The 26,885-nt window shown below is 71.8% G+C and carries 24 protein-coding genes, 3 tRNA genes and 1 pseudogene; 9 read left to right on the forward strand and 19 right to left on the reverse strand.

Annotated elements, in window-relative coordinates:
• From ACSNN9_RS18675 to ACSNN9_RS18690, 4 genes and pseudogenes are all read right to left on the reverse strand, one after another.
• Positions 1-502 (reverse strand): annotated as a pseudogene (locus ACSNN9_RS18675) (hypothetical protein); the annotation flags it as partial.
• 138 nt (positions 503-640) lie between these two features.
• The gene (locus ACSNN9_RS18680; protein ID WP_436674649.1) at positions 641-1,444 is read right to left on the reverse strand and encodes a Stf0 family sulfotransferase; all 804 of its coding nucleotides are present in this window, start codon (positions 1,442-1,444) and stop codon (positions 641-643) included.
• 30 nt (positions 1,445-1,474) lie between these two features.
• The gene (locus ACSNN9_RS18685) at positions 1,475-1,939 is read right to left on the reverse strand and encodes a hypothetical protein (RefSeq protein WP_436674650.1); all 465 of its coding nucleotides are present in this window, start codon (positions 1,937-1,939) and stop codon (positions 1,475-1,477) included.
• A 216-nt stretch (positions 1,940-2,155) separates the two neighbouring features.
• Positions 2,156-2,590 carry a VOC family protein gene (locus tag ACSNN9_RS18690; RefSeq protein ID WP_436674651.1) on the reverse strand — a complete coding sequence of 145 codons (435 nt, stop codon included), beginning with the start codon at positions 2,588-2,590 and terminating at the stop codon, positions 2,156-2,158.
• A gap of 102 nt (positions 2,591-2,692) precedes the next feature.
• Here ACSNN9_RS18690 and ACSNN9_RS18695 point away from each other — a divergent pair, with 102 nt between their 5' ends.
• Positions 2,693-3,019 carry a hypothetical protein gene (locus ACSNN9_RS18695; RefSeq protein ID WP_436674652.1) on the forward strand — a complete coding sequence of 109 codons (327 nt, stop codon included), beginning with the start codon at positions 2,693-2,695 and terminating at the stop codon, positions 3,017-3,019.
• A gap of 49 nt (positions 3,020-3,068) precedes the next feature.
• Here ACSNN9_RS18695 and ACSNN9_RS18700 read toward each other — a convergent pair whose 3' ends face one another.
• The 14 genes from ACSNN9_RS18700 to ACSNN9_RS18765 form a co-directional block, all read right to left on the reverse strand.
• Positions 3,069-3,674 carry a methyltransferase family protein gene (locus ACSNN9_RS18700; RefSeq protein WP_436674653.1) on the reverse strand — a complete coding sequence of 202 codons (606 nt, stop codon included), beginning with the start codon at positions 3,672-3,674 and terminating at the stop codon, positions 3,069-3,071.
• 2 nt (positions 3,675-3,676) lie between these two features.
• Positions 3,677-4,363, reverse strand: a complete 687-nt coding sequence (locus tag ACSNN9_RS18705; protein WP_436674654.1) for a cation diffusion facilitator family transporter — start codon at positions 4,361-4,363, stop codon at positions 3,677-3,679.
• The gene (locus tag ACSNN9_RS18710; protein ID WP_436674655.1) at positions 4,360-4,710 is read right to left on the reverse strand and encodes an ArsR/SmtB family transcription factor; all 351 of its coding nucleotides are present in this window, start codon (positions 4,708-4,710) and stop codon (positions 4,360-4,362) included. The genes ACSNN9_RS18705 and ACSNN9_RS18710 overlap by 4 nt, the downstream gene beginning before the upstream one ends.
• 142 nt (positions 4,711-4,852) lie before the next feature.
• A complete protein-coding gene (locus ACSNN9_RS18715; protein ID WP_436674656.1) occupies positions 4,853-5,428 on the reverse strand; it encodes a DUF4303 domain-containing protein in 576 nt (191 codons plus the stop codon).
• A gap of 836 nt (positions 5,429-6,264) precedes the next feature.
• Positions 6,265-7,644, reverse strand: coding sequence for a right-handed parallel beta-helix repeat-containing protein (locus tag ACSNN9_RS18720; RefSeq protein WP_436674670.1), 1,380 nt, complete (start codon positions 7,642-7,644; stop codon positions 6,265-6,267).
• A gap of 85 nt (positions 7,645-7,729) precedes the next feature.
• Positions 7,730-8,263, reverse strand: a complete 534-nt coding sequence (locus ACSNN9_RS18725; RefSeq protein ID WP_436674657.1) for a hypothetical protein — start codon at positions 8,261-8,263, stop codon at positions 7,730-7,732.
• 574 nt (positions 8,264-8,837) lie between these two features.
• Positions 8,838-8,911, reverse strand: a tRNA-Phe gene (locus ACSNN9_RS18730).
• Between the two features lie 98 nt (positions 8,912-9,009).
• A tRNA-Asp gene (locus ACSNN9_RS18735) sits at positions 9,010-9,086 on the reverse strand.
• Positions 9,087-9,118: 32 nt separating this feature from the next.
• Positions 9,119-9,191 (reverse strand) — tRNA-Glu (locus ACSNN9_RS18740).
• Positions 9,192-9,344: 153 nt separating this feature from the next.
• Entirely contained in the window at positions 9,345-10,142 is a 798-nt protein-coding gene (locus ACSNN9_RS18745) for a polysaccharide deacetylase family protein (RefSeq protein ID WP_436674658.1), read from the reverse strand.
• 115 nt (positions 10,143-10,257) lie between these two features.
• Entirely contained in the window at positions 10,258-11,208 is a 951-nt protein-coding gene (locus tag ACSNN9_RS18750) for a MerR family transcriptional regulator (RefSeq protein ID WP_436674659.1), read from the reverse strand.
• Complete coding sequence (idi, locus tag ACSNN9_RS18755; RefSeq protein ID WP_436674660.1) at positions 11,198-11,818, reverse strand: isopentenyl-diphosphate Delta-isomerase; 621 nt, start codon at positions 11,816-11,818, stop codon at positions 11,198-11,200. Before idi ends, ACSNN9_RS18750 begins: the two co-directional genes overlap by 11 nt.
• A 34-nt stretch (positions 11,819-11,852) precedes the next feature.
• Entirely contained in the window at positions 11,853-13,361 is a 1,509-nt protein-coding gene (crtI, locus tag ACSNN9_RS18760) for a phytoene desaturase family protein (RefSeq protein WP_436674671.1), read from the reverse strand.
• A complete protein-coding gene (locus ACSNN9_RS18765; protein WP_436674661.1) occupies positions 13,361-14,515 on the reverse strand; it encodes a polyprenyl synthetase family protein in 1,155 nt (384 codons plus the stop codon). The genes crtI and ACSNN9_RS18765 overlap by 1 nt, the downstream gene beginning before the upstream one ends.
• 65 nt (positions 14,516-14,580) lie before the next feature.
• Between ACSNN9_RS18765 and ACSNN9_RS18770 the strand changes: the two genes are divergently transcribed.
• Positions 14,581-15,519 (forward strand): phytoene/squalene synthase family protein, encoded by a 939-nt coding sequence (locus ACSNN9_RS18770; RefSeq protein WP_436674662.1) that lies wholly within the window; start codon positions 14,581-14,583, stop codon positions 15,517-15,519.
• An 88-nt stretch (positions 15,520-15,607) separates the two neighbouring features.
• Here ACSNN9_RS18770 and ACSNN9_RS18775 read toward each other — a convergent pair whose 3' ends face one another.
• Positions 15,608-16,672 (reverse strand): serine hydrolase domain-containing protein, encoded by a 1,065-nt coding sequence (locus ACSNN9_RS18775; protein ID WP_436674663.1) that lies wholly within the window; start codon positions 16,670-16,672, stop codon positions 15,608-15,610.
• A gap of 92 nt (positions 16,673-16,764) precedes the next feature.
• Between ACSNN9_RS18775 and ACSNN9_RS18780 the strand changes: the two genes are divergently transcribed.
• The 7 genes from ACSNN9_RS18780 to ACSNN9_RS18810 form a co-directional block, all read left to right on the forward strand.
• Complete coding sequence (locus ACSNN9_RS18780; protein ID WP_436674664.1) at positions 16,765-18,228, forward strand: dihydrolipoyl dehydrogenase family protein; 1,464 nt, start codon at positions 16,765-16,767, stop codon at positions 18,226-18,228.
• A gap of 116 nt (positions 18,229-18,344) precedes the next feature.
• On the forward strand, positions 18,345-19,346 hold the full coding sequence (locus ACSNN9_RS18785) for a LacI family DNA-binding transcriptional regulator (protein ID WP_121397202.1): 1,002 nt from the start codon (positions 18,345-18,347) through the stop codon (positions 19,344-19,346).
• A 367-nt stretch (positions 19,347-19,713) separates the two neighbouring features.
• A complete protein-coding gene (locus ACSNN9_RS18790) occupies positions 19,714-21,093 on the forward strand; it encodes an ABC transporter substrate-binding protein (RefSeq protein WP_436674665.1) in 1,380 nt (459 codons plus the stop codon).
• A 79-nt stretch (positions 21,094-21,172) separates the two neighbouring features.
• Positions 21,173-22,129: a carbohydrate ABC transporter permease gene (locus tag ACSNN9_RS18795; protein WP_436674666.1), complete on the forward strand. Its 957-nt coding sequence runs from the start codon at positions 21,173-21,175 to the stop codon at positions 22,127-22,129.
• Positions 22,130-22,141: 12 nt separating this feature from the next.
• A complete protein-coding gene (locus ACSNN9_RS18800) occupies positions 22,142-23,029 on the forward strand; it encodes a carbohydrate ABC transporter permease (RefSeq protein ID WP_436674667.1) in 888 nt (295 codons plus the stop codon).
• 97 nt (positions 23,030-23,126) lie between these two features.
• A complete protein-coding gene (locus tag ACSNN9_RS18805; RefSeq protein ID WP_436674668.1) occupies positions 23,127-24,803 on the forward strand; it encodes a glycoside hydrolase family 13 protein in 1,677 nt (558 codons plus the stop codon).
• 110 nt (positions 24,804-24,913) lie between these two features.
• Positions 24,914-26,885 (forward strand): glycosyl hydrolase family 28-related protein (locus ACSNN9_RS18810; protein WP_436674669.1); only part of this gene is annotated, 1,972 nt, incomplete at its 3' end.

A 26,885-nucleotide genomic window follows, 5' to 3' on the forward strand; every position in this document is an offset into this window, starting at 1 on the left:
GCGGTCGGACGGCGAGCAGGTCGGGCAGTGGCCGGGTGGTGGCGAGCAGGGCGGGCCGCGGCCGGGTGGCGCGGAGCGCGGCGCGCAGCGGTCGGACGGCGAGCAGGTCGGGCAGTGGCCGGGTGGTGGCGACCAGGGCGGGCCGCGGCCGGGTGGCGCGGAGCAGGGTGCACAGCGGCGTGCGGAACAGGGCGCGCAGCAGCCGGGCGGTGAGAGGGTCGGCGGACCCGGGGGCGGCGGCACGGCCGGCGAGGTCGGCGGCGAGCGTGGCGCTGGCGGACCCGGCGGGCCCGGGGCCGGCCAGCGGGAGCCGTCGGGCGGCCCCTCCGAGGGCGGGCAGGGCCGACAGCCCGAGACCCCCGGCGCTGGCGGTGGGGGTGCGCCGAGCGCGGCCCAGCTCGCCGAGCAGGCGGGGGAGACGCTGCGGCAGGCCGGCCGGAGCGTCTGGGAGGCGATCCAGGGCGGGGTGGCCCAGCACCGCCAACAGCGGCGCTGACCCCACCGGGCGACCCCGACCGCCGTCGATCCGCTCCGGCCCTGTCGTGCGGCCAAGGATCGGGTCCGGCCGGTCGACCATCTCCGACCACCGCCCCCTCCTGGTCGACCGACCGGCCGACGGGGAGAACCGCCGGTCGACGGCTCAGCCGTCGGTCACCCCTGCCCGATAGCGGGCGATCCACTGCCGGTTGAGTTCGTCGGCCTGGCGCTGGTGACGGGCGACGACGGCGCGGCCGTCCTCGGGCACGTCGAGCCCGAGGAAGTCGAGGACACCGCGCGTGGCGGCGACCATGTCGTCGGCCAGTTCCTCGTAGCGCACGACGTGCGGGTGGATCCCCCACGAGGCGAACCACGCCTCCCAGGCCGCGTTGTGCTCCCTGATCTCCTCGATGTAGTGCCTGATCCCGTTCGCATCGAAGCGGGGCGCCCGCCCGTTGCCGGCGTCGCCGCTGATCTCCCCACTGCCGCCGATGAACCATTTGCCGGTCTGCTCGGCGCGCAGCCGCGACACCGCCTGTGCCACTACGTCGTCGCGTCGCAGGAAGACGAAGCCGGTGCGGCCGAACGCCCTGTTCAGCAGTGCGACGTCGTCGCCGTCGAGCTCGGGGTGGAGCGCCGCGAGCCTGGCGACCACCTCCTCCAGCGTCCCCCACATGAGCTTCGCGCCGAACACGCCGTTTTCGGTCCGGCCCGCGGCGAGCGCGGCCCGGACGAAGTCCGCGTAGTCGAAGCCGCCGTCCGCCGTGCGGGGAAGCCGCCACCGGTCGGCCCACAGCGGCTCGTCCGGCGAGCGGAAGTAGGCCTGAGGACGACCGGCGACACCGGTGGATTCCAGCAACCCGAGCAGGAGGGAACTGCCGGTGCGCGGGGTGCCGCAGATGAAGTAGGAATCGACAAGGTTCTTCGGCATGGCAGCAGGCAATCGCAGCGCGGGCGCCCGCCGCAACCGGATTCGGCAGCCACGCCGGTCAGGCGATCAGCCGAGGGCTCGCAGCGCGGCGGTGACCACCACGAAGAGTGCGATCATCGCGGCGGAGGCGATCCGTACCTGTCGCGACCGGGTGAGGACGCCCACCACCAGCGCCGCCCCCAGGCCCAGCAACCAGTGACCGACCTCGGGGTGCCGGTCGGCCTCGAAGCCGAGGTGGCCGAGGGCCGTACGCCCGTAACCGACGAGCGCGGCACCGCCCGCCCATACGAGCAGGGTCCAGCCGCACCGGCGGCCGGGGCTCTCGGTCAGCCGCGACCCGTGGCGGGTGAGCGTGCCGAGCAGGTAGGTCACCGTCAGCAGCGCCGCCGCGCCGGCGAGCAGCACCGCGTGCACGCCCACGAAGAGGGCGAACAGCCCCCACGGACCGCTGTCGGTCTCGCGCAGGAACAGGGCGGCAGCCGCGCCGACCACGACCACCTGTCCCACCGCCAGGCGGCCCGGATTCGCCACCGACGGCCTGGTCGGTGCCGACCGTGCGGTCGAGTGCTCGACCACGGGGAGCTGCGGGACCACGCCGCCGCCGTGCTTCGTCCCCCCGTCGCGTCGGCCCGCCGCACACGGCACACCAGGGGCGGGTAGGTGGTCAGCCTGGCAGAGCCGAGCGGCGCACCGCTGTCCCGGATCCGTCCGTCGACAGCAGTCGGGGCGGGCGGACGGGGTGCGCCGTCATGCCGAGGTCGCGGCGACGCAGAACTCGTTGCCCTCCGGGTCGGCCATGACGACGTGGTGGCCGGTGAAGACCTCCAGGACGGTCCCGCCCGCCTCCACCAGTCGCTCGACCTCGGCCCTGATCCGCGCCCACCGCTCGTCGGGGGTGCCGTGCCCCGGCACCCGAACATCGATGTGCAGTCGGTTCTTCGCCGTCTTCGGCTCGGGCACCTTGAGGATGGAGAGTGCGGGCCCGACGCCGTCGGGATCGCACAGCCATGCCACGTCGTCCACCGGGTCGTCCTCCGGCAGGTTGAAACTCGCGTGCCACTCCTCGACGCTCTGGAAGGGGGCGGGCGGGGGCTCGTCGACGTAACCCAGTGCCGTCTTCCAGAACTCGCCGAGGAGCTTCGCGTCCCCGCAGTCGAGGGTCAGGCTGATTCTGGCTACCATGGCGGGACCGTACCGCGCACCTGCGACAGCAGCGGCTCAGCGGGGGAGCGGGCCGCTGCTGACACCGCTTTCGGACTTGACGCTCCTCCCATGATGGGCCGTATGAGCCCGAGTGATCCGGACCCGGTGTGGACCGCCGCGCGCCTCGTGATCGTGGTCCTCAGCCTGGGCATGATCGTCTTCGGCGTGCGGGTCGCCGTGACGCGTCGGTTTCCCTCGGCGTGGATGCGGATCGCCCGCCTCACGGCGAGCCAGCGGCTCCAACCAGTCCGCCTCGGCGGCGGCCAGGCGCTGCTCGGCGCGTGTCTGCTGCTCCAGCAGGCACCGTTTCTCCTCCCCATGCCCTTCCTGGCCGGGCGCAGCCTGCTCGTGGTGGCACTTCTTCTTGCCGTGGCGGCGGCGGGCTGGTTCGTCCTGTTCCGGCGCTAGACCCGGGGCTGCGTCTCCTACCTACGGGTGAGGCGCTCGGGAGCCGCCTCTACGCGCCGATCCGGCCCAGGCCGGGCAGGAACCGGCCGACTCTGGCCGCATAGCGGCGGTAGGCGTCGCCGTGGGTGGCGACCAGGTACGGCTCCTCGACGGCGCGGACCTGTAGTTGCAGCGCGATGAGCAGGGCGAGCCAGGCGGCCAGTGAGACGGCGTTGGGCACCATCAGGGCCAGGCCGAGGGAGGTGACCGCCATGGCGGTGAAGATGGGGTTACGGGCCAGCCCGAACGCGCCGCTGGTCACCAGGGTGGTGCGTTCGTCGGGGTCGACGCCGATCCGCCACGAGACGCCCATGGCTAGCTGGGCGGCGAGCGTGGCCCCGATGCCGGCGACGGTGACGACCAAACCGACCACGTGCAGGGGCCGGTTGTCGAGGCCGGGCAGCGGCGACAGGCCGGCGAGGGCGGCGGCCGGACCGGCCGAGCCGAGCACGAGGGCGGCGACGAACAGCAGTTTCGCCCACCACCGCAGGGTGCCGGGCGGGCCGGCGTCGAGGCGTAGGCCGGTGTCGCCGGTGCGGCGCCACTGGGCCAGGGTGCGCCAGCCGAAGGCGAGCAGCAGGCCCAGCAGGTAGAGCAGCAGCGCGAGCCAGGCCATCGTCACGCCTTCCCGTCGGTGCAGCAGGCGTCGTCGCAGCCCGAACCTTGGCCAGCGGCGGGCAGGGGCGCGCAGTCGTCGCAGTGCTCACCGCGCCAGGCTTCGATGCCCTCCTTCACCGCGACCCCGGCGATCACGAGCGCGGCGATCGGGTCAGCCCACGACCAACCCCAGACGGCATTGAGGACCAGGCCGACGAGCAGCACCGCGGACAGGTACGTGCACAACATGGTCTGCGTCGAGTCGGCCATGACCGTCGCCGAGCCGAGTTCCCGCCCGGTGCGCCGCTTGGCCCGTACGAGCAGCGGCATCACGATCAGCGACGCGACGGCAAGGCCGATACCCACCGGGCTGGCGTCGGCGTCCCCGCCGGTCGACAGCGAGCGGACGGCGTCGAACGTCACCCAGGCGGCCAGGGCGAAGAACGACACGGCGATCAGCCGCAACGCCAGCCGCTCCCGATCCTCGGGCACCCGGGAACGGAACTGCCAGATCAGCACGGCGGCGCTGGACACCTCGACGAAGGAGTCCAGGCCGAAGCCGATCAGCGCCGCGGACGAGGCCGCCGCGCCGGCGGCGATCGCGATCAGGCCCTCCAACAGGTTGTAGCCCGCCGTGGCGTAGGCCAGCCACAGGCTGCGTCGCGACAGCACCGCCCGACGCTCCGGGGTCAGCAGCGGCACGCTCACGTGGTCACCGCGCCAGCCGGCGTGCCGTAGACCGGGCACAGGGCGACCGCCTCGCCCGTGGCAGCGAGAACCCGTTCCGCCGACCGCAGCAGATCCAGCAGTTCGGGTCGCGTCAGCGCGTAGAACGACTGACGGCCCGCCACCCGGTAGTCGACGAGGCCGCAGTCCCGAAGACACGCCAGGTGCTTCGACACGGTCGACTGCGCCAGCCCCAGCTCGTTGGTCAGGTCCACCACCCGCGCCTCGCCGGTCGCGATCCGGCGCAGGATGGACAGCCGGGTGGGATCACCGAGGGACCGGAACAGTGCCGCGGCGGGAGCCAGCCCGGGAGTACAACCAATCGCCATGGCGCGATGATAGCCGGATGCGGCGATCGGTTTCGGGGGTGGGTCGCGAGCCCGGGGGTACGGGGCTCGTCGTGTCCTGTCGCCGGACGCCGCCTGTTGTCAAGGCGTGAGCAAACCTGTCGACGGTCGTCCTCCGTCGCCGTCAGTCGTCCGTTTCGTCGAAGAAGTCGCGGGCGGAAGCGACGAGGTCGGGGCTCGGGTGGCCGTCGTTGAGAAGGTCGATGCTGCGCACCGTGAGGTGCGAGTTGCCGTCCGTCTCCGTGACGAACAGCACGGGGTGCCAGGCGGGGTTGACGTCGGCGATGCTCGCCCGGACGCGGTGGTCGCCCAGGGCCTCTTCGAGCGCCGCGCGGGCCCTGACGCGCCATTCGCCGTGCGCCTCGGCGTCGTCGCCGAGGGAGAGGTGGGTGTCGAACATGTCCCGGCTGATCTGGACCATCGACTCGACACCATCCCCGGGCGTCGCGTCGTCATCCGCGACGACCCACTCGTCGGGCCACCAGCGGTAGCCGTCGGCGTACGAGTCGTCGGCTTCGACGAGCACCTTGAGGGCTTCCTCGGTGTGCGCCAGCAGGTTCACCGTGATGACGTCGCTGTCCGTGGTGAGCGCCACCGCGTACAGCTCCTCCGACGCACGTCGCTCGAGCATCGGGCGGATCGTCGCGCAGATGCTCGCGACGATCCGCTCGCGCAGTGCGGGCATGTCGACGGTGGGCACCGCGCTCCTCCCCGGGGGTCAGCCTCGTCCTGGTCGCCGGGAAGCCGGCCGCCTCTAGAACAGGCAACGTAGCAGGGGCGCCGCCACATCGAGCGCCTGTCTGCCCCGACGAGGCGGGTTGGAGCTTGTGCCTCCGGCGGGCCAGACGACTCCAGGATGGAGTTGCCGAACGGTTGCGGTGGGTGGGTGGAAGTTGTAGGAGCGGGCGGCGTCGTTTACATGCTCTGGCTTTGGCCGCGTCGCCATACCTCGCCCTGTTCTCCATGACGCTCTGCCGCATGACGCTCTTGGTCAGCTCGCGCGTCGCGGACAGCAGCCGAATCCTCGGATGAGGAGAGCCCCTGTCTGTCTCGCCAGCCCACGAGGACGAACGCTCCGATAGACAGCGCCACGAGTACCACGAGGATCACCGCCACCGTCGTCATGCCATCGATGGTATGCAGCCATGCCGAAACTGACTGTCCCCGAGTAGCCAGGAGGGCGCGTGCAGCGGACGTGCAACTAGCGGCGGCGATCGGGGGCCAGGAGTGGTCAACCACGGCAACGCCGATCGATGCGCCAGGAGGGCATACAAGAAGATCCCCACCGGCGTTTCCGCTGGTGGGGATCCCGTTAGCCCGGCGAGAGGCTATGTGGCCAGGGGTGGGGTCGAACCGCCGGCCTTCCGATTTCCAGGACGCTGGTTCCCTTACTGGCCGGCATCGCCCGGCGCTGCTGCCCAGGTCGGGGCCGTGCGGTCTGTCGTTGCACGCCGCCTATGCCCATCTGTTGTCAACGAGCATCCCGTGAGCAATGATCTTGTGTACCCGCAGGCACTCGGACCTCTGACCCACGGCTCAGGTAATGGTGTTGTAGACGGGCACCCAGCCGAGGCTCGCACCAGTCGACGAGAAAACTTCGATCTTCCGCACCACGGAGCCGGGAGTGGTGGCGGGCGCACTGTTGCCCACGCCGATGCCGCCGACAGCGATCAACTTACCCTCGGTGCGGATCTGCCCAGGGCCACTCCGCCGGATGATCACGGTATCGACCGGCGCCTGGTACGGCACGGCGGCCTCCACGGCGTTCCAAGCCAACGTCACATCGGTCGCCGCTCCGGTGACGAAGATTGCGGGAAAGGTAGCGTGCGCCTGTCGCGCATGATTTCCCACGACCACTGTCTTGGTGGTCTTCAAATTGATGGCGATGCAGCTCGCGGCCAGTGACGGGTTATTGTTTGCGGTGCGGTTACCCACCACGGTCACGTCACGAGCGCTGAGGATGTTGATCTGTCCTTTGCAGTCGGTAACGACGTTTCCGGTTATCGAGACGCCGACGGCGGTTCCATTAGGAAACTTCCCGCCGTTGCTCCCATCAATTTCAATGCCGCGCAACTGGCAGCCGGTCACGGTATTGTCGGCGACGACGAGGTTGGTGCACGCCTCCGTGAAGATTCCCGCCTGTCCACATTCGGTGATCGTGTTACCGGAGACGACATTTCGGTCGGCACCCGCCCATATGCCGATACCGTCGTAGTAGTCGGACGGCTCGCTCCAGACGCCGCCCTTCAGTCGCGCCTCATCGGTCGACGGCCAGTCCATCGCGACGTGGTTGTTGGTGATCCGTACGTCTCTGCCGTTGGACGAGATGCCGAACCAAGTGCCTTCAGTGGTGCAGTTGGTGATCGCGATGTCATCGGACTGTCCGGGAATATCGTCGTAAACGGCGATGCCGTTGAAGCGAACATTACGGACGGTGACGCCTTCAATGACACCACCGCTGGACGACGCGATGCGGATCCCGTTGTATTGCTGCGAGCGGTCGCTGTCCCACACTTCCAGGCCAAGAACCTTGAACCTGTGGCAGCCGGTGAGACGCAAGACGGCCTTCGCGCCCTTGACGGATGGCTGCCCGCCCTTAAGTACGAGGGTGGCCCCGTAACCGGAGACCACAAAGTGGGTCAGCCCCGAGACGACCAGTTCGTCGCTTACCTTGAAGGCCCGGCCGGCGGGAAAGTGCACACTGTCGCCGGTGCTGGTAGCTGCGGTCAGCGCCGCCTGGATCGCAACCGTGTCGTCGGTGGTGCCGTCCCCGACCGCACCATGATCGAGCACCGAGATCCATCCGTCGCCGGTGGTATTTGGCGCGGCGTGCGCCCCAGATGCGCTCGCCGCCAACCCGCCGACCGCAGTGGTGGTCACTAGTCCTGCAAGCAAAGCGTTTCGCCTGCTCATCATCTCCACGACAATCCCCCGTTCAATCCACGCGTTCATGATCTCCGATGGCCCACGCACTCTACAGAGATCTTTCCCCGCTCGCTAGTCATCCGTGATCGGCGACTGTCGCACCGGCACGAAGAACGTCGGCCTGATGTGGACGGCAGTTGCGTCGTCGCTCCGTTTGTTGCGGGGCCACCTGAGCCCGTCTGGATCCTCTGCCTCGATGGCCCGAACAAAACCCGGTCAGCGCTTCTCGCGCGACGGTAGGGTCTGCCACAGCGACCCCAAAGCCCCCCGGTTTGTTGCGGGCCGCCAACTCTGCGTGCTTCCTGCGAACCATCGCATCGTTCTTCTGCTGAGAGCCAATCGGGTACTTGTCCGCTTCGGCTCCGTGGGCCGTGCCTTCAACCCGATCAGCGGTTATCACTCCAAGGCTGTCACCGCAGTCGAACACGATACTGATGTCGCCAAGGAAGTACTCGACGCTTTCCCGATGCGCTTCAACCGCGACGGAGAAGCGATGCGTCTTGTAGTCAATGAACCCCGCGATGGGCCGCATGGACTCCATTCCCACACCGACCACGGACGACGAAGAGACGGTGTGGCAGCCGGAAGAGCGGCGCGCTTCCTGGAGCACGTCTTCGACGATCGGCTGTCCGCGCTCTACGGGCTGGCCGCGTACACCGGACTCCGCCGTGCCCGAGCTGTGCGGACTGCGGTGGGCGGACCTTGACGAAGGCGGCGCTGGCCTGACGGTGCGACAGACGATCGTGTCGGTGACCCGCAAGCAGGTGACGCCCGGACAGGCCGCGTGCCCCGTCTGCGGCAATGAGCACGTCGGCCGGCTGTTCAAGGCACCAAACTCCCGGAGGGGGCCGCCGCTGGGTTCCCCTCGCGCCGCCCGCGCGGCGGGCGCTGGTCCGGCGCCGACAGGCACAGCAGGTTGAGGGCGCTCTATCAGATCAAGGCGGCCCGCAAGCGGGCCGCGCCGGCCGGAGCGTACCGATCTGGAGGTCAACCGAAGAGGGACAGCGTGGTGTCCGTCGTACGGGCAGCAGAGCCGTGCTATCCGCGTGCGATAAGGAGCGGCCACCAGCGGGATTCCGGGGCAACGAGGGGTAGACCGGACAGCCGGGCCCGGAGGCGCAAAAGCGGAGCGCCGACCGGCGTTTCCGCTGGTCGGCGCTCCTGTAGCCCGGCGAAAGGCTATGTGGCCAGGGGCGGGGTCGAACCGCCGACCTTCCGATTTTCAGTCGGACGCTCGTACCAACTGAGCTACCTGGCCGTGTTGCTCGGTTCATGCTACCCGCACGTCGGGTTCTCCGCCGGGAGGGTCACATGCCCCGATACGCAGAACGCCGCGCATGGCGCGGCGTTCTCCGCTGGCGGTCCTGACGGGACTTGAACCCGCGACCTCCGCCTTGACAGGGCGGCGAGCACTCCAACTGCTCCACAGGACCTAGCTTTGTTGCCTCCGGCCGAAGCCGGACCGTGCCCCCAACGGGATTCGAACCCGTGCTACCGCCTTGAAAGGGCGGCGTCCTGGGCCGCTAGACGATGAGGGCGGCCCCGCCATCATTGCACACTCGCAACTTCAAGCGGACTTGCTCCCATCCGGCCCCGCCGGAGGCTTGGATAGCTTACGTGATGATCGGTCTCTCGACCAAACCGGTATGGCCCTAGCCACAGCGGTGCGCAAAACCGCAGGTCAGACGCCTCTAGCGCAGCCGGGCGACGCCGTAGCGGCGCTTCAGGTCGGTGATCAGGCGGGAGCAGGCGGCCAGCGTGGCCGCCCGATCGCCGCCCCCGTCGTGCAGCAGCACGACCGAGCCGGGCCGGGCCGCGGCGCGGACCCGCTTGACGATCGTCGCGGCGGTCGGCTTGTTCCAGTCCTGCGGGTCGACGTTCCAGTGCAGCGACCGCATGCCGAGCTGGCTGGCGACCGTCACCACCTCGCGCGTCCACCGGCCGCCCGGCTGCCGGTAGAACGGCACCTTCGCGCCCGGCACCGCCGCCCGGATCGCCGCGTTGGTGCGGACGAGGTCCCGCCGGATCTCGGCGACCGGCCGCCGGCCGAGGTGGAAGTCGTGGTTCCAGCTGTGGTTGCAGAGCTGGTGGCCCTCCCGGACGATCCGCCGGACCAGCTCGGGGTGACGCCGGGCCTGCGTACCCACCACGCAGAACGTGGCGGTGACCCGGGCCGCCCGGAGGCGGTCGAGGACCTTCGGCGTCCAGGCCGGGTCCGGCCCGTCGTCGAAGGTCAACGCCACCGCCCGTACGCCGGTGGTGCGACGCAGCCCCGCCGGCAGTTTGGTCGGCAGCGGGCGGACCAGGCGCCTTGGCGGGGTGCTGCGGGTCGGCCGCGGCTTGGCCGACGGAGCCGGCTCGTCCGGCAGCGGGGCCGAGGCGACCGGCCTGGGGCCGGCGGCCCGCGGACCGGTGGCGGTGCCTTCGCCGCAGCCGCCGAGGAGGAGGAGCAGGGCCAGGCCGGCGGCCAGCACGGCGCGTGGGCGCATCGTTCGCTCCCGGGAGGGGTCGGGGTCGGCGGACCTCCCGACGCTAGTGGACGGCGCTCCGCCCCGGCACCCCCGGTCAGCCCGCCCCGGCACCCGGTCGTCGAGGGTCGCCCGGTCAGTCGGAGGTCGCCTGGTCCAGCGAGTCGCGCAGGGCCAGCGCCAGCGAGACCGCCTCGGTGAGGTCGACCGGCCGCACCACCCCGGCGGGCAGCGTGTCCGCCCGCCAGCCCGGCCCGGCGGCGAGCACCAGCAGCGGCCGGCGGGGGGCGGCGAGCAGGGCGTTGAGCTGGGCGGGGTCGGCGGTGGCCCGGGCGTGCGACCAGATCACCACGGCGGCCGGTCCGGTCCGGTTGACGGCCTCGAGCAGCGCGGGCAGCGGCATCCGGGCGCCGAGCATCCGGTAGCCGACGCCGGCCTCGGCGAGCGCGGCGGCGAGCGCCTCCAACGGCAGGGTGTGCTGCTCCTCGTCGGCGCAGGAGAGCACGATGCGCGCCGGCCCGGCGGGGGCGCCGGCCCGGGCGACCACCGCGAACGCCTCCGAGACGCAGCGCGACATCAGGTGCTCGACCTCGATCAGGCCACCGGTGGCGGCGTGCCGCTCCCCGATGCCGAAGAGCACGGGACGCAGCAAGCCGTCCCAGGTGGCGATCACGCCGTCCGCCTGGACGGCCCGGGCGATCGTCTCGCCGATCGAGACCGCGTCCAGCCGCATGGCGGCGCGGGCCAGCCCCCGGGCCGCCGGCCCGGCCCGGCCGACCGGGATCGTCGACCCGCCGCCGTCCCGGCCGGCGACGGCGCGCACCCGTGGGCGTACGCCGGCGTCGGTCGGCACGGCGTCCGGCGCCCGCCGGGCCCAGCGGGCCGCCTCCGCCGGGGTGACCCCCTGGGCGGTGAGCCGTCGCATGATCTCCAGGCGCGCGAGGTCGGCCGGCGTGTAGCGCCGGTGGTGCCCGGGTACGTGCTCGCTGGGCCCGAGGCCGTAGCGCTGGTGCCAGGTGCGCAGGGTGGTCACGGCGACGCCCAGCCGTCGGGCGACGGCTCCCGCGCTCAACGCCTCATCGGCCACCCGACCGCTCCGACGCGTCGTTCGCCTGCGGGCCGGGCGGGGTGACGGCCGGGTCCGGGGGGCTGGCGGTCGGCCCCGAGGGGGCCAGCAGCCGGTTCACCACCCCGCCCAGCCACGGTGCGTACGCGCGGGGATCGGCGTCGAGGTCGGCCACCAGCGCGACGGGGTCGACCCAGCGCAGCTCGGCCACCTCGTCGGGGTCGGGCAGCAGCGGGCTGTCCGGCCGGAACTCGCCCCGCAGGACGTGGTCGTACTCGAACTCCACCCGACCGGTGGCCGGGTCCTCGGCGTAGTAGACGTACACCCCGACCTCGGTCAGCTCGACCGGGTCGGCGCCGAGCTCCTCGCGCAGTCGGCGGTTGGCGGCCTCGACCAGGGACTCGCCTGGCGCGGGGTGGCCGCAGCACGAGTTGGCCCAGCGCAGCGGGAAGCGGGTCTTCACCGGGGCCCGCCGTTGCAGCAGCACCCGGCCGTCGGGGTCGACGAGCAGCACCGAGAAGGCGCGGTGGAGCTGGCCCGGGGGCTGGTGGGCGACGGACACGGTGGTCTCGCCCTGCGGCCGCCCGGTGTCGTCGACGAGCTCGACGAGATGCTCTTCGCGGGTGGTCACGGCAGGTGTCTCCCGGGTCCGAGGGGGAGGGCCATCAGGCTTCCCCGGTGATGCGGCCGGCGGCGAGCTTGCCGGAGATGAGCACCATCGGCACGCCGACGCCGGGCTGGGTGCCCGAGCCGACGAAGACGACGTTCGGCAGCGTCCGGTGCAGGTTCGACGGGCGGAACGGGCCGGTCTGGAAGAGGCTGTGCGCGGCGGCGAACGGGGTGCCGGCGGCCATGCCCTGCTCCGCCCACTCGGCCGGGGTCACGGCCCGCAGCACCTCGACGCCGGCGCCGAAGCCGACGTAGCCGCGCTCCTCCAGGGTCTCGACGAGCTGCTCGGCGTAGCGCTCGGTGAGGTCGCCCCGCCAGTCGAACGGCGCCCGGTCGAGGTTGGGCACCGGGGCGAGGACGTAGTAGGTGTGCCGCCCTGCGGGCGCCACCGACGGGTCGGTCCGGCTCGGGTTGGTGACCAGCAGGGACGGGTCGCTCATCAGCTGGCCCCGCCGGATGACCTCATCGAAGGTGCCCTTCCACGACCGTCCGAAGTGGATGTTGTGGTGGGCGATCTTCCCATACCCCTGCGTCGAACCGACGTGCAGGACCACGCAGGAAGGGGAGTAGGTGAGCCGGCGCGGACGGCTCGGCGGCAGCAGGTCGCGGTAGGCGACCGGCAGGTCGGGGTTGAGCACGACCACGTCGGCCGGGATCAGCTCGCCGTCGGCGGTCACCACGCCGGTGGCGCGGCCGTTCGCGGTCTCCACCCGGGTCACCGTGGTGTCGTAGCGGATCTCGACGCCGTGCTTCTCGGCGGCGCCTGCCATGCCGCGGGAGACCGCGTGGATGCCGCCCCGCGGGAAGTAGACCCCGGCCACCGAGTCGAGGTACGCGATGACCGCGTAGATGGCCAGCGCGTCGTGCGGCGCGAGGCCGGCGTACATCGCCTGGAAGGAGAAGATCCGCTGGGTGCGGGGGTCCCGGAAGAACTGGTTGATCTTCGTCTGGAGCCGGCGGAAGGCGCCGCCCGCCAGCAGCTTGACCAGGTTGCCGGTGAGCAGGTCGGTGGGCGCGTCCAGGTTGCGTTCGATGAAGTCGGCGCGTTCCCACTGCCAGAGCCTGCGCGCGTAGTCGACGAAGCGCAGGTAGCCGTCGGCCTCGCGGGGGCCGCAGACCCGGGCGATCTCGGCGGCCATCCGGGTGGTGTCGGTGATGACGTCCAGCGTCGACCCGTCCGGGTAGTGTGCCCGGTAGGCCGGGTCGAGCGGGGTGAGGTCGAGCCAGTCGTCCAGCTCCTCGCCGACCGCGGCGAGCGCCTCGGCGATCAGGTCGGGCATGGTGAGCACGGTGGGCCCGGTGTCGAACTCGTAGCCGTCCACGCCGAGTCGGCCGGCCCGGCCGCCCGGCACCGGCTCGCGCTCCAGCACGGTCACCCGTCGACCGCTGCCCGCCAGGTGCAGCGCGCAGGCCAGCCCGCCCAGCCCGGCACCGACGACGACCACCCGGTCCGTACGCCCGTCAACGGTGCGCACGCGACCACCTCCTTGTGCGAAGTTGCCCATCATGCCCGCCGGTTGGTGACGGCGGTGGCGAGACCCGTGAGCGCGGTGCGCGCGGTCTCGTCGATCGACGCGGTGCCGAGCGCGGTCAGCGCCTCGGTGACCCGGTCGGAGATCATGCGTTCGACCCGGTCGACGGCCCCGGTGTCGGCGACCAGTTCGGCGAGCCGGGCGACCTCCGCGTCCCCCACGTCGGTGCCGACGCCGTCCAGCGCGCGCCGCTGGGTCGGCGTGGCGAGCTGCCGGGCCAGCATGAGCAGCACGGTCGGCTTGCCGGTGCGCAGGTCGTCGCCGGCCGGTTTGCCGGTGGTCGCCGGGTCGCCGTAGACGCCGAGCAGATCGTCGCAGAGCTGGAACGCCTCGCCGACGGCGAGCCCGTAGCGGGTGTAGGCGGCGGTCAGCGGGGCGTCGCCGCCGACGCCGGCCAGGCGGGCGCCGAAGAGCAGCGGTCGCTGCACCGTGTAGCTCGCGGTCTTGTAGCGGGCGACCCGCAGCGCCCGGTCGACCGACCAGTTCGCCGCGTCGCTCTCGCCGAGCACGTCGAGGTACTGCCCGGCGATCGTCTCCACGCGCATCTGGTCGTAGCAGCGCCGGACGTCGAGCAGGCGGGCCGGCGGCAGCGTCGCGTGCGCGAGGAGCCGGTCGGCCCAGACCATGCAGAGGTCGCCGATCAGCACCGCGGCGGCCTCGCCGAACCGACGCGGGTCGCCCCGGTGGCCGGCGGCGGCGTGCCGGGCGGCCAGCGCGACGTGCACGGTCGGCCGGCCACGGCGGGTCGCGGAGGCGTCCATCACGTCGTCCTGCACGAGGGCGAAGGTGTGCAGCAGCTCCAGGGCGGCGAACGCGGGCAGCACCGACGACAGCGCAGCCGCGCCGCCCGGCGCGCCGCGCCACCCCCAGTAGGCAAACGTGGGGCGGACGCGCTTGCCGCCGGCCAGCACGCAGTCGCGCGCCGTCGCGGCGAATCCGCCCATCGCCGCGTCGATCTCGCTCAGCGCGTCGACCTCGGTGGCCAGAAAGGCGGCGAGGGTGCCCTCCACCGCCGTGACCAGGTCGTTGGTGTACGCGGCCAGGACCGCGCGGACCGGGTCGTCCCCGTCGGGCGGGCCGGCGGGGGCCACGCGGAGCGAGTTCTTCGCAACTGCGTCGTTGGCCATGTGCCCGAGCGTACCCTAGGCTTACGAGTTGCGTCGATTCATGCGTCGATAATTGAGGAGGGCCGGTGGACACCGATCTCACCGCTGCCTATGGCCGCTGCCGTGAGCTGCACAGACGGCACGGCCGCACCTACTATCTCGCCACCCGGCTGCTGCCCGCTTGGAAACGACGGCATGTACACGCTTTGTATGGATTCACGCGCTACGCCGACGAGATCGTCGACCGGACCGAGGAACTGCCCCCGGCCGAGCGCGCTGCGCGCCTCGACGACTGGGCGGGCCGCTTCGTCGCCGGGCTGCACGGCGAACCGGTGGAGGACCCGCTGCTCCCCGCCGTGCTGCACACGATCGCCGTCTTCGATCTCGACCGGGACGACTTCGCGTCGTTTCTCAAGAGCATGGCGATGGACCTGACGGTCACCTCGTACCGGACCTACGACCACCTGCTCGACTACATGGAGGGCTCGGCGGCGGTGATCGGCACCATGATGCTGCCGATCCTGGGCAGCTCGGACCCGGCGGCGGCCCGGGAGCCGGCCCGCCAGCTCGGCTTCGCCTTCCAGCTCACCAACTTCATCCGGGACGTGGCCGAGGACCTCGACCGGGGGCGGACCTACCTGCCCGACGACGACATGGCCCGCTTCGGCGTCACCCCCGAGGAACTGGCCGAGGCGCGCGCCCGGGGCCACGCCACGTCGCGGATCCGGGAGCTGATCGCGTACGAGGTGACCCGCGCCCAGGCGCACTACGCCGCCGCGGCCCCCGGGATAACCCTGCTCGCGCCCGCCTCGCAGGCCTGCATGCGCACCGCCTACGCGCTGTACGGCGGGATCCTGGACGAGGTGGCCGCGCGGGACTACGACGTCTTCGCCGACCGGGCGCTGGTGCCGCAGCGCCGCCGCATGGCGGTGGCCGCCCGCGCACTGCTCACCCCCGTCGGCACGCCGGTGGTGGTTCCCGGGCCCGCCCTGGTGCCCGGCCCGCTGGCCCTGTCCGCCCCGTGACGGCCTCCTGCCGCTGACCGTCCGCCCGCCGCTGACGGGCCCTGCCGCTGACGGGCCCCTGCCGCCGGCCGCCCGGGCCGCCGTGCGGTCAGAGGCAGGAGTGCAGGGCGTCCACCAGGGCGTCGACCCGGTCGTGGTCGGCCAGGTGGGACGTGGCGTAGGCGAAGGTGTAGCCACGTCCGGGATCGGCCCAGGCGGCGCTGCCGCCGATCCCGCCCATGCCCCAGCTGCCGTCCTCCTCCCACTGCATGCCCAGCGTCCACCGGGTCCGCCGGCCGAGCAGCAGGTCGTCGCCGTCGTACTGGACCCGGGTCGCCTCGGCCACCAGCTCCCGGCTGAACAGCCGTACGCCGTCGAGGACGCCGCCGGCGAGCAGGCCCGCGTAGAGGCGGGCCAGGGCGCCCGCGGTCGAGTGCAGGTTGACGGCCGGCACCTCGGCGCCGCGCCAGAGCGGGCTGTTCACCACCGACAGGTCCCGGCCGCCGGGTGGGTTGTCCAGTGCCCGCGCCCAGAGCGAACCCGGCTCGCCGGCCACCCGCTCCGGCCACCCCGGATCGCCGTACCGCAGCTCGGCGCAGCGCCGCTGGTCCGCCTCGCCGAGGCCGAAGCCGAGGTCCAGCCGCCACGGGCCGGCGATCTCCTCGGCGAGGAAGCGGCCCACCGACCGCCCGTCGACGCGCCGCACCAGCTCGCCCACCAGGTGCCCGTACGTCCAGGCGTGCTCGCCCGCGACGGACCCCGGCGGCCACTCCGGCTCGGCGGCGGCGAGGTCGGCGCAGAGCAGGTCCCAGTCGGCGACGGCGGCGGCCGGCCGGGGCACCGGGAAGGCCGGCAGCCCGGCGGTGTGCGTCAACACCTGGCGCACGGTGGCCGGGGCGCGGAAGCCGGGCCAGTGGTCGGCGACGGGGTCGTCCAGGTCGAGCCGGCCCCGGTCGACCAGCGCCAGCAGGCAGAGCGCGGCGACCGGCTTGGCCACCGAGTAGACGTTGACCAGCGTGTCCGGCCGCCACGGCCGCCCCGGTGACCGCTCTCCGCCGACGACGTCGACCACCGGCTCGCCGTCGTACCAGACCGCCAGGCCGGCCCCGGTCTCCCGGCCCCCGGCGAGCAGCTCGGCGAAGCAGTCGTGGACGGCGGCGAAGCGTGTGCGCATCCGGCCACGCTAGGAGGTCCGACGCCGGCGGGCAGCGGATTTCCGTCGGCGACGGGCTGGCCGGCCGCCGAACGGTGCGCGATGCTGGCGGGATGGCGGATCCGGAACTGGTGGACGTGGTCGTGATCGGGCTCGGGGTCGGCGGCGAAGAGGTGGCCGGGCGACTCGCCGAGGCGGGGCTGACCGTCGTCGGCGTCGAGCGCGACCTGGTCGGCGGGGAGTGCCCGTACTGGGGGTGCGTGCCGAGCAAGATGATGATCCGGGCGGCCAACGCGATCGCCGAGGCCCGCCGCGTGGACGGGCTCGCGGGCACCGCCGAGGTCCGGCCCGACTGGGCGCCGGTGGCGAGGCGGATCCGCGAGGAGGCCACCGACACCTGGGACGACACGGTCGCGGTGGAGCGGTTCACCGGCAAGGGCGGGCGGTTCGTCCGGGGCAGCGCCCGGCTCGACGGCCCCGGCCGGGTCCGGGTCGGCGAGCGGGTCTTCCAGGCCCGGCACGGGATCGTGCTCGGCACCGGCACCCGGCCGTCCGTGCCGCCGGTCGACGGGCTGGCCGACACGCCGTACTGGACCAACCGGCAGGCCATCGAGGTCGAGGAGCTGCCGGAGTCGCTGCTGGTGCTGGGCGGCGGGGCGATCGGGCTGGAGCTGGCGCAGGTCTTCGCCCGGTTCGGGGTCCGGGTCACCGTGGTCGAGGCCCTGGACCGGGTGCTCGCCGTCGAGGAGCCGGAGGCGTCCGAGGTGGCCGAAGCCGCGCTGCGCGCCGACGGGGTGGAGATCCACACCGGGGTGCGGGCGGAGCGGGTCAGCCACGACGGGCGCGGTTTCACCCTGCACGGGGCCGGCGGGGCGGAGTTCACCGCCGAGCGGCTGCTCGTGGTGACCGGTCGCCGGGCCCACCTGGACGAGCTGGGCCTGGACACCGTCGGGGTGGACGCCGGCCGGCGCTACCTGGCCGTGGACGACCGGCTGCACGTCACCGAGGGGATCTGGGCGGTCGGCGACGTGACCGGCGAGGGGGCGTTCACGCACGTCGCGATGTACCAGGCGGGGATCGTCGTCGCCGACGTGCTCGACCATGCCCGGCGCGCCGACGGCGGGGCCGACCCCAGCGGCACCGCGAGCGCGACGGGTGGCGCGTCCGGGGCGGTCGGCGCGGCGTCGGGCGGTTCCGCCGGTGCGGTGCCGCGCGCCGACTACCGGGCGCTGCCCCGGGTGACCTTCACCGACCCCGAGGTCGGCGCGGTCGGTCTCACCGAGCGGCAGGCCCGCGAGCGCGGCGTCAACGTGCAGGTCGGCCTCGCCCGGGTGCCGTCGTCGGCCCGGGGCTGGATCCACAAGGCCGGCAACGAGGGCTTCGTCAAGCTGGTCGCGGACGCCGACCAGGGCGTGCTGATCGGCGCGACCTCGGTGGGGCCGGCCGGTGGCGAGGTGCTCTCCGGCCTGGTGGTCGCGGTGCACGCGGCCGTGCCGCTCGCCCGGCTCCGGCAGATGATCTACGCGTACCCGACCTTCCACCGGGCGATCGAGGACGCGCTGCGCGACATGTCCTGACGGTGCCGCGCCAGTCGCGCCGAATGCCGGGCGGCGGGCAGCGCACGGCAGCGCACGGCAATCGCCCGGCAGGCGGCTGCTCATTTCTTTCAGTCTGATGACGTACGATTGCGGCCGTGACGAAACGGTTGACCGAAGTTGCCAAGAAGGCCGGCGTCAGCGAGGCCACCGTCAGCCGGGTGCTCAACGGTCGGGACGGGGTCTCCGAGGCGACCCGGACGGCCGTGCTGACCGCGCTCGACGTGCTCGGCTACGAGCGGCCGACCAAGCTGCGCGGCGAGCGTGCCCGGCTGGTCGGGCTGGTGCTGCCCGAGCTGCAGAACCCGATCTTCCCGGCGCTCGCCGAGGTGGTCACCGGCTCGCTCGCCCAACGGGGGTTCACCCCGGCGCTCTGCGCCCGCACCATCGGGGGCGTCTCCGAGATGGACTACGTGGAGATGCTCCTCGACCACCAGGTCTCCGGGGTGATCTTCGCCGGTGGTTCGTACGCGCTCGCCGACGCCCGGCACGACCACTACCGCCGGCTGACCGACCGGGGCCTGCCGGTGGTGCTGGTCAACGCGGGTGTGGACGAGCTGGGCTTCCCCCGGGTCTCCACCGACGACGCGGTGGCGGTCGAGCAGGCGTACGGGCACCTGCGCTCGCTCGGGCACGACCGGATCGGAATGGTGCTCGGCCCGGAGGGGCACGTGCCGTCCCGGCGCAAGCTGGACGCGATGGCCCAGGCGGCGGGCTGGGGCGACGACACGGCGTACGTCGAGCGCTCCAGCTTCTCCATGGAGGGGGCGCGGGTCGCGGCGACCAAGCTGGTCGAGCGGGGCGTGACCGGCATCATCTGCGCCAGCGACGTGCTGGCCCTGGGCGCGATCCGGGCCGCCCGGCGGCTGGGTCGGGTGGTGCCGACCGACGTGTCGGTGGTCGGCTTCGACGACTCCGCGTTCATGACCTGCACCGACCCGCCGTTGACCACCGTGCGGCAGCCGATCGAGACGATGGGGCAGGCCGCGGTGGACCTACTGGTCACCCAGATCGAGGGCGCCGGCGTGCTGCACGACGAGTTGCTGTTCGAGCCCGAACTGGTGGTGCGCGGTTCCACCGCGCCCGCTCCCGGTCGCTGACCCGGGACCGCCCCGCCCACCTGAAACGACGGAACGGCCGTCGACCGCTGCCCGCGGTCGGCGGCCGTTCCGTCGTTTGCCGGCGCCCGCTGGCATGCGCCAATCGGGTCAAAGCCGCAAATCGGTGGCCTTCCAAGATCCTGTCAAAATCTGTCGTTTCAAAGTCTCGTCTTTTCAACACAGGATCGATACCTTGCTGAAACAAGTTCGCCTGGCTACAGTGACCCCACTCACACCGAGCCTCGGCGCAGCTACCCGGGGTCAGGTCGCTCGGCAGACGCAGATCAGTGCCGGCGCGTCGGCGCGGTGACGACCACCGGGCCTCAGCGCAGGTCATGGAGACACCCGTTCCCGAAGGGATGGACAGATGTCCGTACCGCAGTACCGAAAGGCTGCGGCGTTGGCGCTCGTGGCCGGCCTGGGGCTCAGCCTTGCGGCCTGCTCCACGAAGAGCGACGACGCCACCGGCAGTGCCGGCGGCAAGGTCACCGTCACCGTCGACTGCCAGCCGGTCGGCTCCCAGAAAGAGCTGTTGCAGAACTGGAACGAGGACGTCGCCGAGTTCCAGCGGCAGAACCCCGACATCGTCATCAAGAGCGTGAGCGTCGGCGAGCAGTGCAACAACCCGCCGGACTTCACCGCCCGCCTGGCCGGCGGCACCGTGACCGACCTGTTCTACGGCTACATGACCGACCTCCAGCAGGTGCTGGACTCCGGCCAGGCGATGGACATCACCGAGTACGCCAACAAGGACACGGTTCCCACCTGGGACAGCGTCGACCCGGCGCTCAAGGAGGTCTTCAGCGACGGCGGCAAGCTCTACGCCGTCCCGGCGAAGAACTACTCGATGGGCCTGGTCTACAACAAGGCCCTGTTCCAGCAGGCGGGGCTCGACGTGAACAACCCGCCCAGGACGTGGCCCGAGGTCCGGGCGGCCGCCAAGAAGATCTCCGCGCTCGGCAACGGGATCGCCGGCTACTCGGAGTACAGCGCCGGCAACACCGGCGGCTGGCACTTCACCTCGCTGCTCTACTCGCAGGGCGGCCAGGTGCTGACCCCGGACGGCAAGAAGGCCGACTTCAATAACGCGATGGGCAAGCAGGTCCTGCAGAACCTCAAGGACATGCGGTACGGCGACGACAGCATGGGCAGCCGCCAGCTGCTCCAGTGGGGCGACCTGCTGACCAACGCCGCCGCCGGCAAGGTGGGCATGTTCATCGGCGCGCCGGACGCCACCCAGGCGATCGTCAGCCAGTTCCAGGGCAAGTTCCAGGACTGGGCGATGGCCCCGCTGCCCGGCCAGGACGGCCCGGCGAAGGCGACGCTCGGCGGTGGCGAGGGCTACTTCTTCAAGAAGGGCCTCTCTCTGGAGCAGGTCAAGGCCGGTCTGAAGTGGCTCGCGTACCAGAAGCTGACGCCGGGCAAGGGCCAGTTCGACTACGTCCGGGCCAAGCCGCAGAACTACCCGGTCGGCCTGCCCCAGCCGCTGCTCTTCACCAACGGGAGCGAAGCGCAGAAGCAGGAGCTCGACCTGCGCAAGGCGAACGCGAACGTCGACACCGCGAACTTCGCGCTCTTCGAGGCCGCCCCGGTTCCGATCAAGGGCGAACCGCGCAACGCGCAGGCGATCTACGCGGTGCTCGACGCGGCGATGTCCGGGGTGCTGACCAACCCGAACGCGAACATCGACGCGCTGCTCAAGACGGCCGAAGAAAAGGTCAACCAGCTCCTCGCCGCGGAGAGCTGATCCGACGGTGGGGGCCGGCGCGCCGGCCCCCACCGAAGTCCGCGGCGCACGTCCGGTCACTGACTCACCAGGAGTTGCCTTGGCAATCCTCTCCGCCCCGGGGACCACCAGAGAGACGGGCCGCCCCGCACCGCCGTCCCCGGTGGGGCCGCAGCGTACGAGCCTCGGCCGCAAGGTGCGGGACAACCTCACCGGCCACGCGTTCCTGGTCGGGGCGGTGCTCTGCTTCGCGGTCTTCTCCTGGTACCCGATGATCCGCGGCATCGTGATGAGCTTCCAGCGCACCCGGCGCGGCGAGACCACCTGGGTGGGCTGGGACAACTACACCCGCATCGTCGACGACCCGAGCTTCTGGACGGCCTGGAAGAACACGTTCTCCTTCACCGTCCTCGCGCTCGTCCTCGGGTACGTGGCGCCGTTCTTCGTGGCGGTCCTGCTCAACGAGTTCCGCCACGCCAAGGGATACCTGCGGATCCTGGTCTACCTGCCGGTGATGCTGCCGCCGGCCTCGGCCCTCTTCCTGTTCAAGTTCTACGCGTACGACCCCAGCGACGCGGGACTCTTCAACGCGATTCTCAAGGCGCTGCACCTGCCGACGTCGCAGTGGATGCAGTCCCCCGAGATGACGATGCCCGCGATGGTGCTCGCGTCGACCTGGATGAACATGGGCAGCGCGGTGCTGATCTACCTGGCGGCGTTGCAGAACATCCCCGGCGAGCTCTACGAGGCGGCCGAGCTGGACGGCGCCGGGATCTGGCGGCGGATCCGGCACGTGACCATCCCACAGACCCGGCTGATCCTCGCGCTCCTGGCGATGATGCAGATCGTCGCCACCATGCAGGTCTTCATCGAGCCGCTGATCCTCGCCAACGGCGCGGGCGCGGAGGACTCGGCGACCTCGGTCGCGTACCTCATCTACCAGCACGGCTTCTTCCAGAACGACCTCAACGGCGCCGCCGCGCTCGGCGTGATCATGCTCGTGGTGCTGGCCGGCTTCTCTGCCGTCTACGTGCGGCTGACTGCGAAACAGGACTAGGACGGACGCGGAATGGCACAGGACTCCGGGACCCGGACACTCGTCTCCCACGCCCAGCTCAGGCGGGGACGCGGCAGGGTGATCTACTGGACGCTGCTCGCCGTCGTCGTGGCGGGATTCACGCTCGTCTTCCTCGGGCCGCTCTATTGGATGGTCACCGGCGCGCTCAAGTCGGGCCAGGAGATCGCGCAGACCCCGCCGTCGCTGTTCCCGCGGGATCCCCAGTGGCAGAACTACGTCGACGCGTGGAACAACCTGGATCTCGCCAAGCTGCTGTTCAACACCTTCTACTACGCGGCCGGCGCGGTGCTGTTCCAGCTCGTCCTCGACACCGCCGCGGCGTACTCCCTGTCGAAGCTCCGCCCGGTCTTCGGCAACGTGATCCTCGGCCTGATGCTGGCGACGCTGATGATCCCGGCGATGGTCCTCATCGTCCCGCAGTACGTGACCGTGATCGACCTGCCGATCCTGCACGTCAACCTGCTCGACTCGCCGTTCGCGATCTGGCTGCCCCTGGTCGCGAACGCGTTCAACATCTTCCTGCTGAAGCGGTTCTTCGACTCGATCCCGGAGGAGATGATGGCGGCGGCCCTCATGGACGGGGCGACCCCGCTGCGCACGCTCTGGTCGATCATCCTGCCGATGTCGCGCCCCATCCTCGGCGTGGTCTCGATCTTCGCCGTGACCGCGGTCTGGAAGGACTTCCTCTGGCCGAAGCTGGTCATGCCGTCGCCCGAGACCCGGACGGTCAGCGTCGGCATCTACGCCTTCTCCGGCGGTACGCCCATGAACGTCGTGGTCGCCGCGTCGGTCATCGCCGCGATCCCGACCGTCGTCGTCTTCCTGGTCTTCCAGCGGAACATCATGTCCGGCCTCACCACGGGCAGCCTCAAGGGATAGCCCTCAGCGATTCCCCCGCGGCGAACAACGACTGTTCGCCCGAGACACATCAAGGCCCGGCGAACCCGCCGACGCACTGACGCAGAAAGAGGTGCTCGTGTCCAGAGCAGACAACGGTCCGTGGTGGCGTGGAGCGGTGATCTACCAGGTGTACCCACGTAGCTTCGCCGACGGCAACGGCGACGGCACCGGCGACATCGCCGGCATCCGGTCCCGGCTGGACTACCTGTCGGCGCTCGGCATCGACGCGATCTGGTTCAGCCCCTGGTACCCCTCCCCGATGGCCGACGCCGGCTACGACGTGGCCGACTACCGCGACATCGATCCGGTCTTCGGCACGCTGGCCGAGGTGGAGGAGTTGATCGCGGAGGCGCAAGCCCTCGGCATCAGGACCATCGTCGACGTGGTGCCGAACCACTGTTCCGACAGGCACCCCTGGTTCCAGGCGGCACTCGCCGGCGGACCGGACGCACCCGAGCGGGAGCTGTTCTGGTTCCGCCCCGGCCGGGGCCCGGACGGCGACCAGCGGCCCACCGACTGGGTCGGCGAGTTCGGCGGCGAGACCTGGACCCGGACCACCAACCCGGACGGCACCCCCGGCGACTGGTACCTGCACCTGTTCGCCCCGGAGCAGCCGGACTTCAACTGGGACCACCCCAGGGTGCGGGCCGAGTTCGAGGACATCCTGCGGTTCTGGTTCGACCGGGGGGTGGACGGCATCCGGATCGACTCGGCCGGGCTGCTGGTCAAGGACGGGACGCTGCCCGAGACCCTGCCGGACCGGCCGCACCCGTTCCGCGACCTCGACGGGGTGCACGACATCTACCGCTCCTGGCGGCGGATCGCCGACGAGTACCCCGGCGACCGGGCGCTGATCGGCGAGGTGTGGATGCCGGACCGGCAGCGGTTCGCCAACTACCTGCGCCCGGACGAACTGCACGCGGCGTTCAACTTCGACTTTCTCGGCTGCGCCTGGGACGCCTCGGCGATGCGCGAGAGCATCGACGGGACGCTGAGCGCGCACGCGCTGGTCGGCGCCCCGGCCACCTGGGTGCTCTCCAACCACGACGTGACCCGGCACGTCACCCGCTACGGCCGGGCGGACACCACGTTCAGCTTCGCCGCCAAGCGCGAGGGCACCCCCACCGACCTGGAGCTGGGCACCCGCCGGGCCCGGGCCGCCGCGCTGCTGTCGCTGTCGCTGCCCGGCGCCGCGTACGTCTACCAGGGCGAGGAACTGGGGCTCTGGGAGGTCGAGGACATCCCGCGTGAGCTGCGGCAGGACCCGATGCACTTCCGCTCCGGCGGGGTGGATCCCGGCCGGGACGGCTGCCGCGTGCCCATCCCCTGGTCCGGCGAGACCCCGCCGTTCGGCTTCAGCCCGGACGACGCGACGGCGGCACCCTGGCTGCCCCAGCCGGCCGACTGGAAGGACCGCACCGCCAGCGCCCAGACCGGGGACGCCCGCTCGATGCTGGAGCTGTACCGGGCCGCCCTCGCCGTCCGCCGCGCCGAGGCGGCACTCGGCGACGGGGAGCTGACCTGGCTGCCCGCCCCCGAGGGGGTGCTCGCGTTCCGGCGGGCGCCCGGCTTCGCCTGCGTGGTCAACCTCTCGGACGCGGCGGTTCCGCTGCCGCCCCACACCGACCGGCTGCTGGCCAGCGGGCCGCTCGACGAGGACCGGTTGCCCCCGGACACCGCCGTCTGGCTGCGTACCGCCGAGGCGACGCCCGCCCCGACGGCCGGAACGGACCCGCCGCCCGGACCGGCCTGACCCGACGGCCGCCGGCACCGCGCCGGCCGAGGCCGACCGGGAGGTACGCGCACCACACCGCACCGCACGACACGGGGGACCTGGCCAACCGAGGAAAGGGAGCGCCGCTCATGGCCGACCACACCACCGGGCACCACCAGCGAAGACACCGGATCCGCGCGGGGCTGGCCGCCCTCGCCGGCACCGCCGTCGCCGCGGCCTCGATCTCCGTCGTCGCGCTGGGCACCACCGCGACCCCGGCCCACGCGGCGGGACTCTCGCCGTTCGACATCCCGGGGCGGGGCGCCACCGTCCCGTTCGTCGAGCAGGAGGCGGAGGAGGCCGCGCACACCGGCACGAGGATCGGCCCGGACCGGCGCTACGGCACGCTGCCGTCCGAGGCGTCCGGCCGGGAGGCGGTCACCCTGGACGCCGTCGGCGAGTACGTCGAGTTCACCCTCACCGCGCCCGCCAACGCGGTGACCTTCCGCTACAGCCTGCCGGACAACGCCGCCGGCACCGGCCGGGACGCCAGCATCGACCTGCGGGCCAACGGCACGCTGGTCAGGGCGGTGCCGGTCACCTCGCGGTACGGCTGGTACTACGGCGGCTACCCGTTCAACAACAACCCGGGCGACACCAACCCGCACCACTTCTACGACGAGACCCGGACCATGTTCGGGACCACCTACCCGGCCGGCACGAAGATCCGGCTCCAAGTCTCCTCGACCGCCCAGTCGCCGACCTTCACCATCGACCTGGCCGACTTCGAGCTGGTCGGCGCGCCCATCGCCAAGCCGGCCGGCGTCCTCGACGTGGTCACCGACTTCGGCGCCGACCCGACCGGCGCGACCGACTCGACCGCGAAGTTCCAGGCGGCGGTGGACGCCGGGCGGGCCCAGGGGCGGGCCGTCTGGATCCCGACCGGCACGTTCACCCTCTTCGACCACGTCGTCGTGGACGGGGTGACCCTGCGCGGGGCCGGACCGTGGTACTCCGTGCTCGGCGGGCGGCACCCGACCGACCGGAAGCGGGCCGCCGGCATCTACGGCAAGTACGTCCCCGGCGGCGGCTACAGCGGCGAGATCCGGCCGCACGAGGCCGGCGGGCCCAGCCGCAACGTCACGCTGCGCGACTTCGCCATCATCGGCGACATCCGGGAACGGGTGGACGAGGACCAGGTCAACGCCATCGGCGGGGCGCTGTCGAACTCGGTGGTCGACAACGTCTGGATGCAGCACACCAAGGTCGGGGCCTGGATGGACGGCCCGATGGACAACTTCACCATCCGCAACAGCCGGATCCTCGACCAGACGGCCGACGGGGTGAACTTCCACTGGGGCGTCACCAACTCCACGGTGACCAACACGTTCGTGCGCAACACCGGTGACGACGCCCTCGCGATGTGGGCGCAGAGCGTGCCGAACGTGAACAACTCCTTCACCCGCAACACGATCGGCGTGACGATCCTCGCCAACCACCTGGTGACCTACGGCGGGCGGGACATCAAGATCACCGACAACGTCACGGCCGACTCGGTGACCAACGGCGGCGGCATCCACGTCGCCAACCGCTACCCGGGCGTGACCGGCCCGACCGCCGTCTCCGGGACGATCACCGTCGCCCGGAACACCCTGATCCGCAACGGCAACTCCGACTACAACTGGCGCTTCGGCGTCGGCGCGATCTGGTTCTCCGCGCTCAACGAGCCCATCCAGGGCGCGGCGATCAACGTCACCGACACCGACATCCTCGACAGCTCGTACGCGGCGCTGCACTGGATCGAGGGGCAGAGCAGCGGGATCAGCTTCGACAACGTACGGATCGACGGCGCGGGCACGTACGCCCTCCAGGTGCAGGCGCCCAGCCAGGTGTCCTTCACGAACGTGCGGGCCACCGGGATCGCCCAGGCCAACCCGATGCACAACTGCGTCGGCAGCGGCTTCCAGATCACCCAGGGCACCGGCAACTCCGGCTGGTACACGTCGACGCCGTACTGCGGGCCGTGGCCGGAGCCGCAGTGGGGCGGCGGGCCGACCAGCCCGCCGCCGACGACGCCGCCGACCACCGCGCCCCCGACCACCCCGCCGCCGGCCACCGGCA

The sequence above is a fragment of the Micromonospora sp. URMC 107 genome (assembly GCF_051386315.1).
In the GTDB taxonomy this organism is placed as follows: domain Bacteria; phylum Actinomycetota; class Actinomycetes; order Mycobacteriales; family Micromonosporaceae; genus Micromonospora.

Coding starts and splice junctions, on each gene's coding strand:
- ACSNN9_RS18690 (WP_436674651.1), bottom strand. CDS start 2,590: ATGGTAGCCAGAATCAGCCTGACCCTCGACTGCGGGGACGCGAAGCTC.
- ACSNN9_RS18695 (WP_436674652.1), top strand. CDS start 2,693: ATGAGCCCGAGTGATCCGGACCCGGTGTGGACCGCCGCGCGCCTCGTG.
- ACSNN9_RS18700 (WP_436674653.1), bottom strand. CDS start 3,674: ATGGCCTGGCTCGCGCTGCTGCTCTACCTGCTGGGCCTGCTGCTCGCC.
- ACSNN9_RS18710 (WP_436674655.1), bottom strand. CDS start 4,710: ATGGCGATTGGTTGTACTCCCGGGCTGGCTCCCGCCGCGGCACTGTTC.
- ACSNN9_RS18720 (WP_436674670.1), bottom strand. CDS start 7,644: ATGATGAGCAGGCGAAACGCTTTGCTTGCAGGACTAGTGACCACCACT.
- ACSNN9_RS18745 (WP_436674658.1), bottom strand. CDS start 10,142: ATGCGCCCACGCGCCGTGCTGGCCGCCGGCCTGGCCCTGCTCCTCCTC.
- crtI (WP_436674671.1), bottom strand. CDS start 13,361: ATGGGCAACTTCGCACAAGGAGGTGGTCGCGTGCGCACCGTTGACGGG.
- ACSNN9_RS18765 (WP_436674661.1), bottom strand. CDS start 14,515: ATGGCCAACGACGCAGTTGCGAAGAACTCGCTCCGCGTGGCCCCCGCC.
- ACSNN9_RS18775 (WP_436674663.1), bottom strand. CDS start 16,672: ATGCGCACACGCTTCGCCGCCGTCCACGACTGCTTCGCCGAGCTGCTC.
- ACSNN9_RS18780 (WP_436674664.1), top strand. CDS start 16,765: ATGGCGGATCCGGAACTGGTGGACGTGGTCGTGATCGGGCTCGGGGTC.
- ACSNN9_RS18790 (WP_436674665.1), top strand. CDS start 19,714: ATGTCCGTACCGCAGTACCGAAAGGCTGCGGCGTTGGCGCTCGTGGCC.
- ACSNN9_RS18800 (WP_436674667.1), top strand. CDS start 22,142: ATGGCACAGGACTCCGGGACCCGGACACTCGTCTCCCACGCCCAGCTC.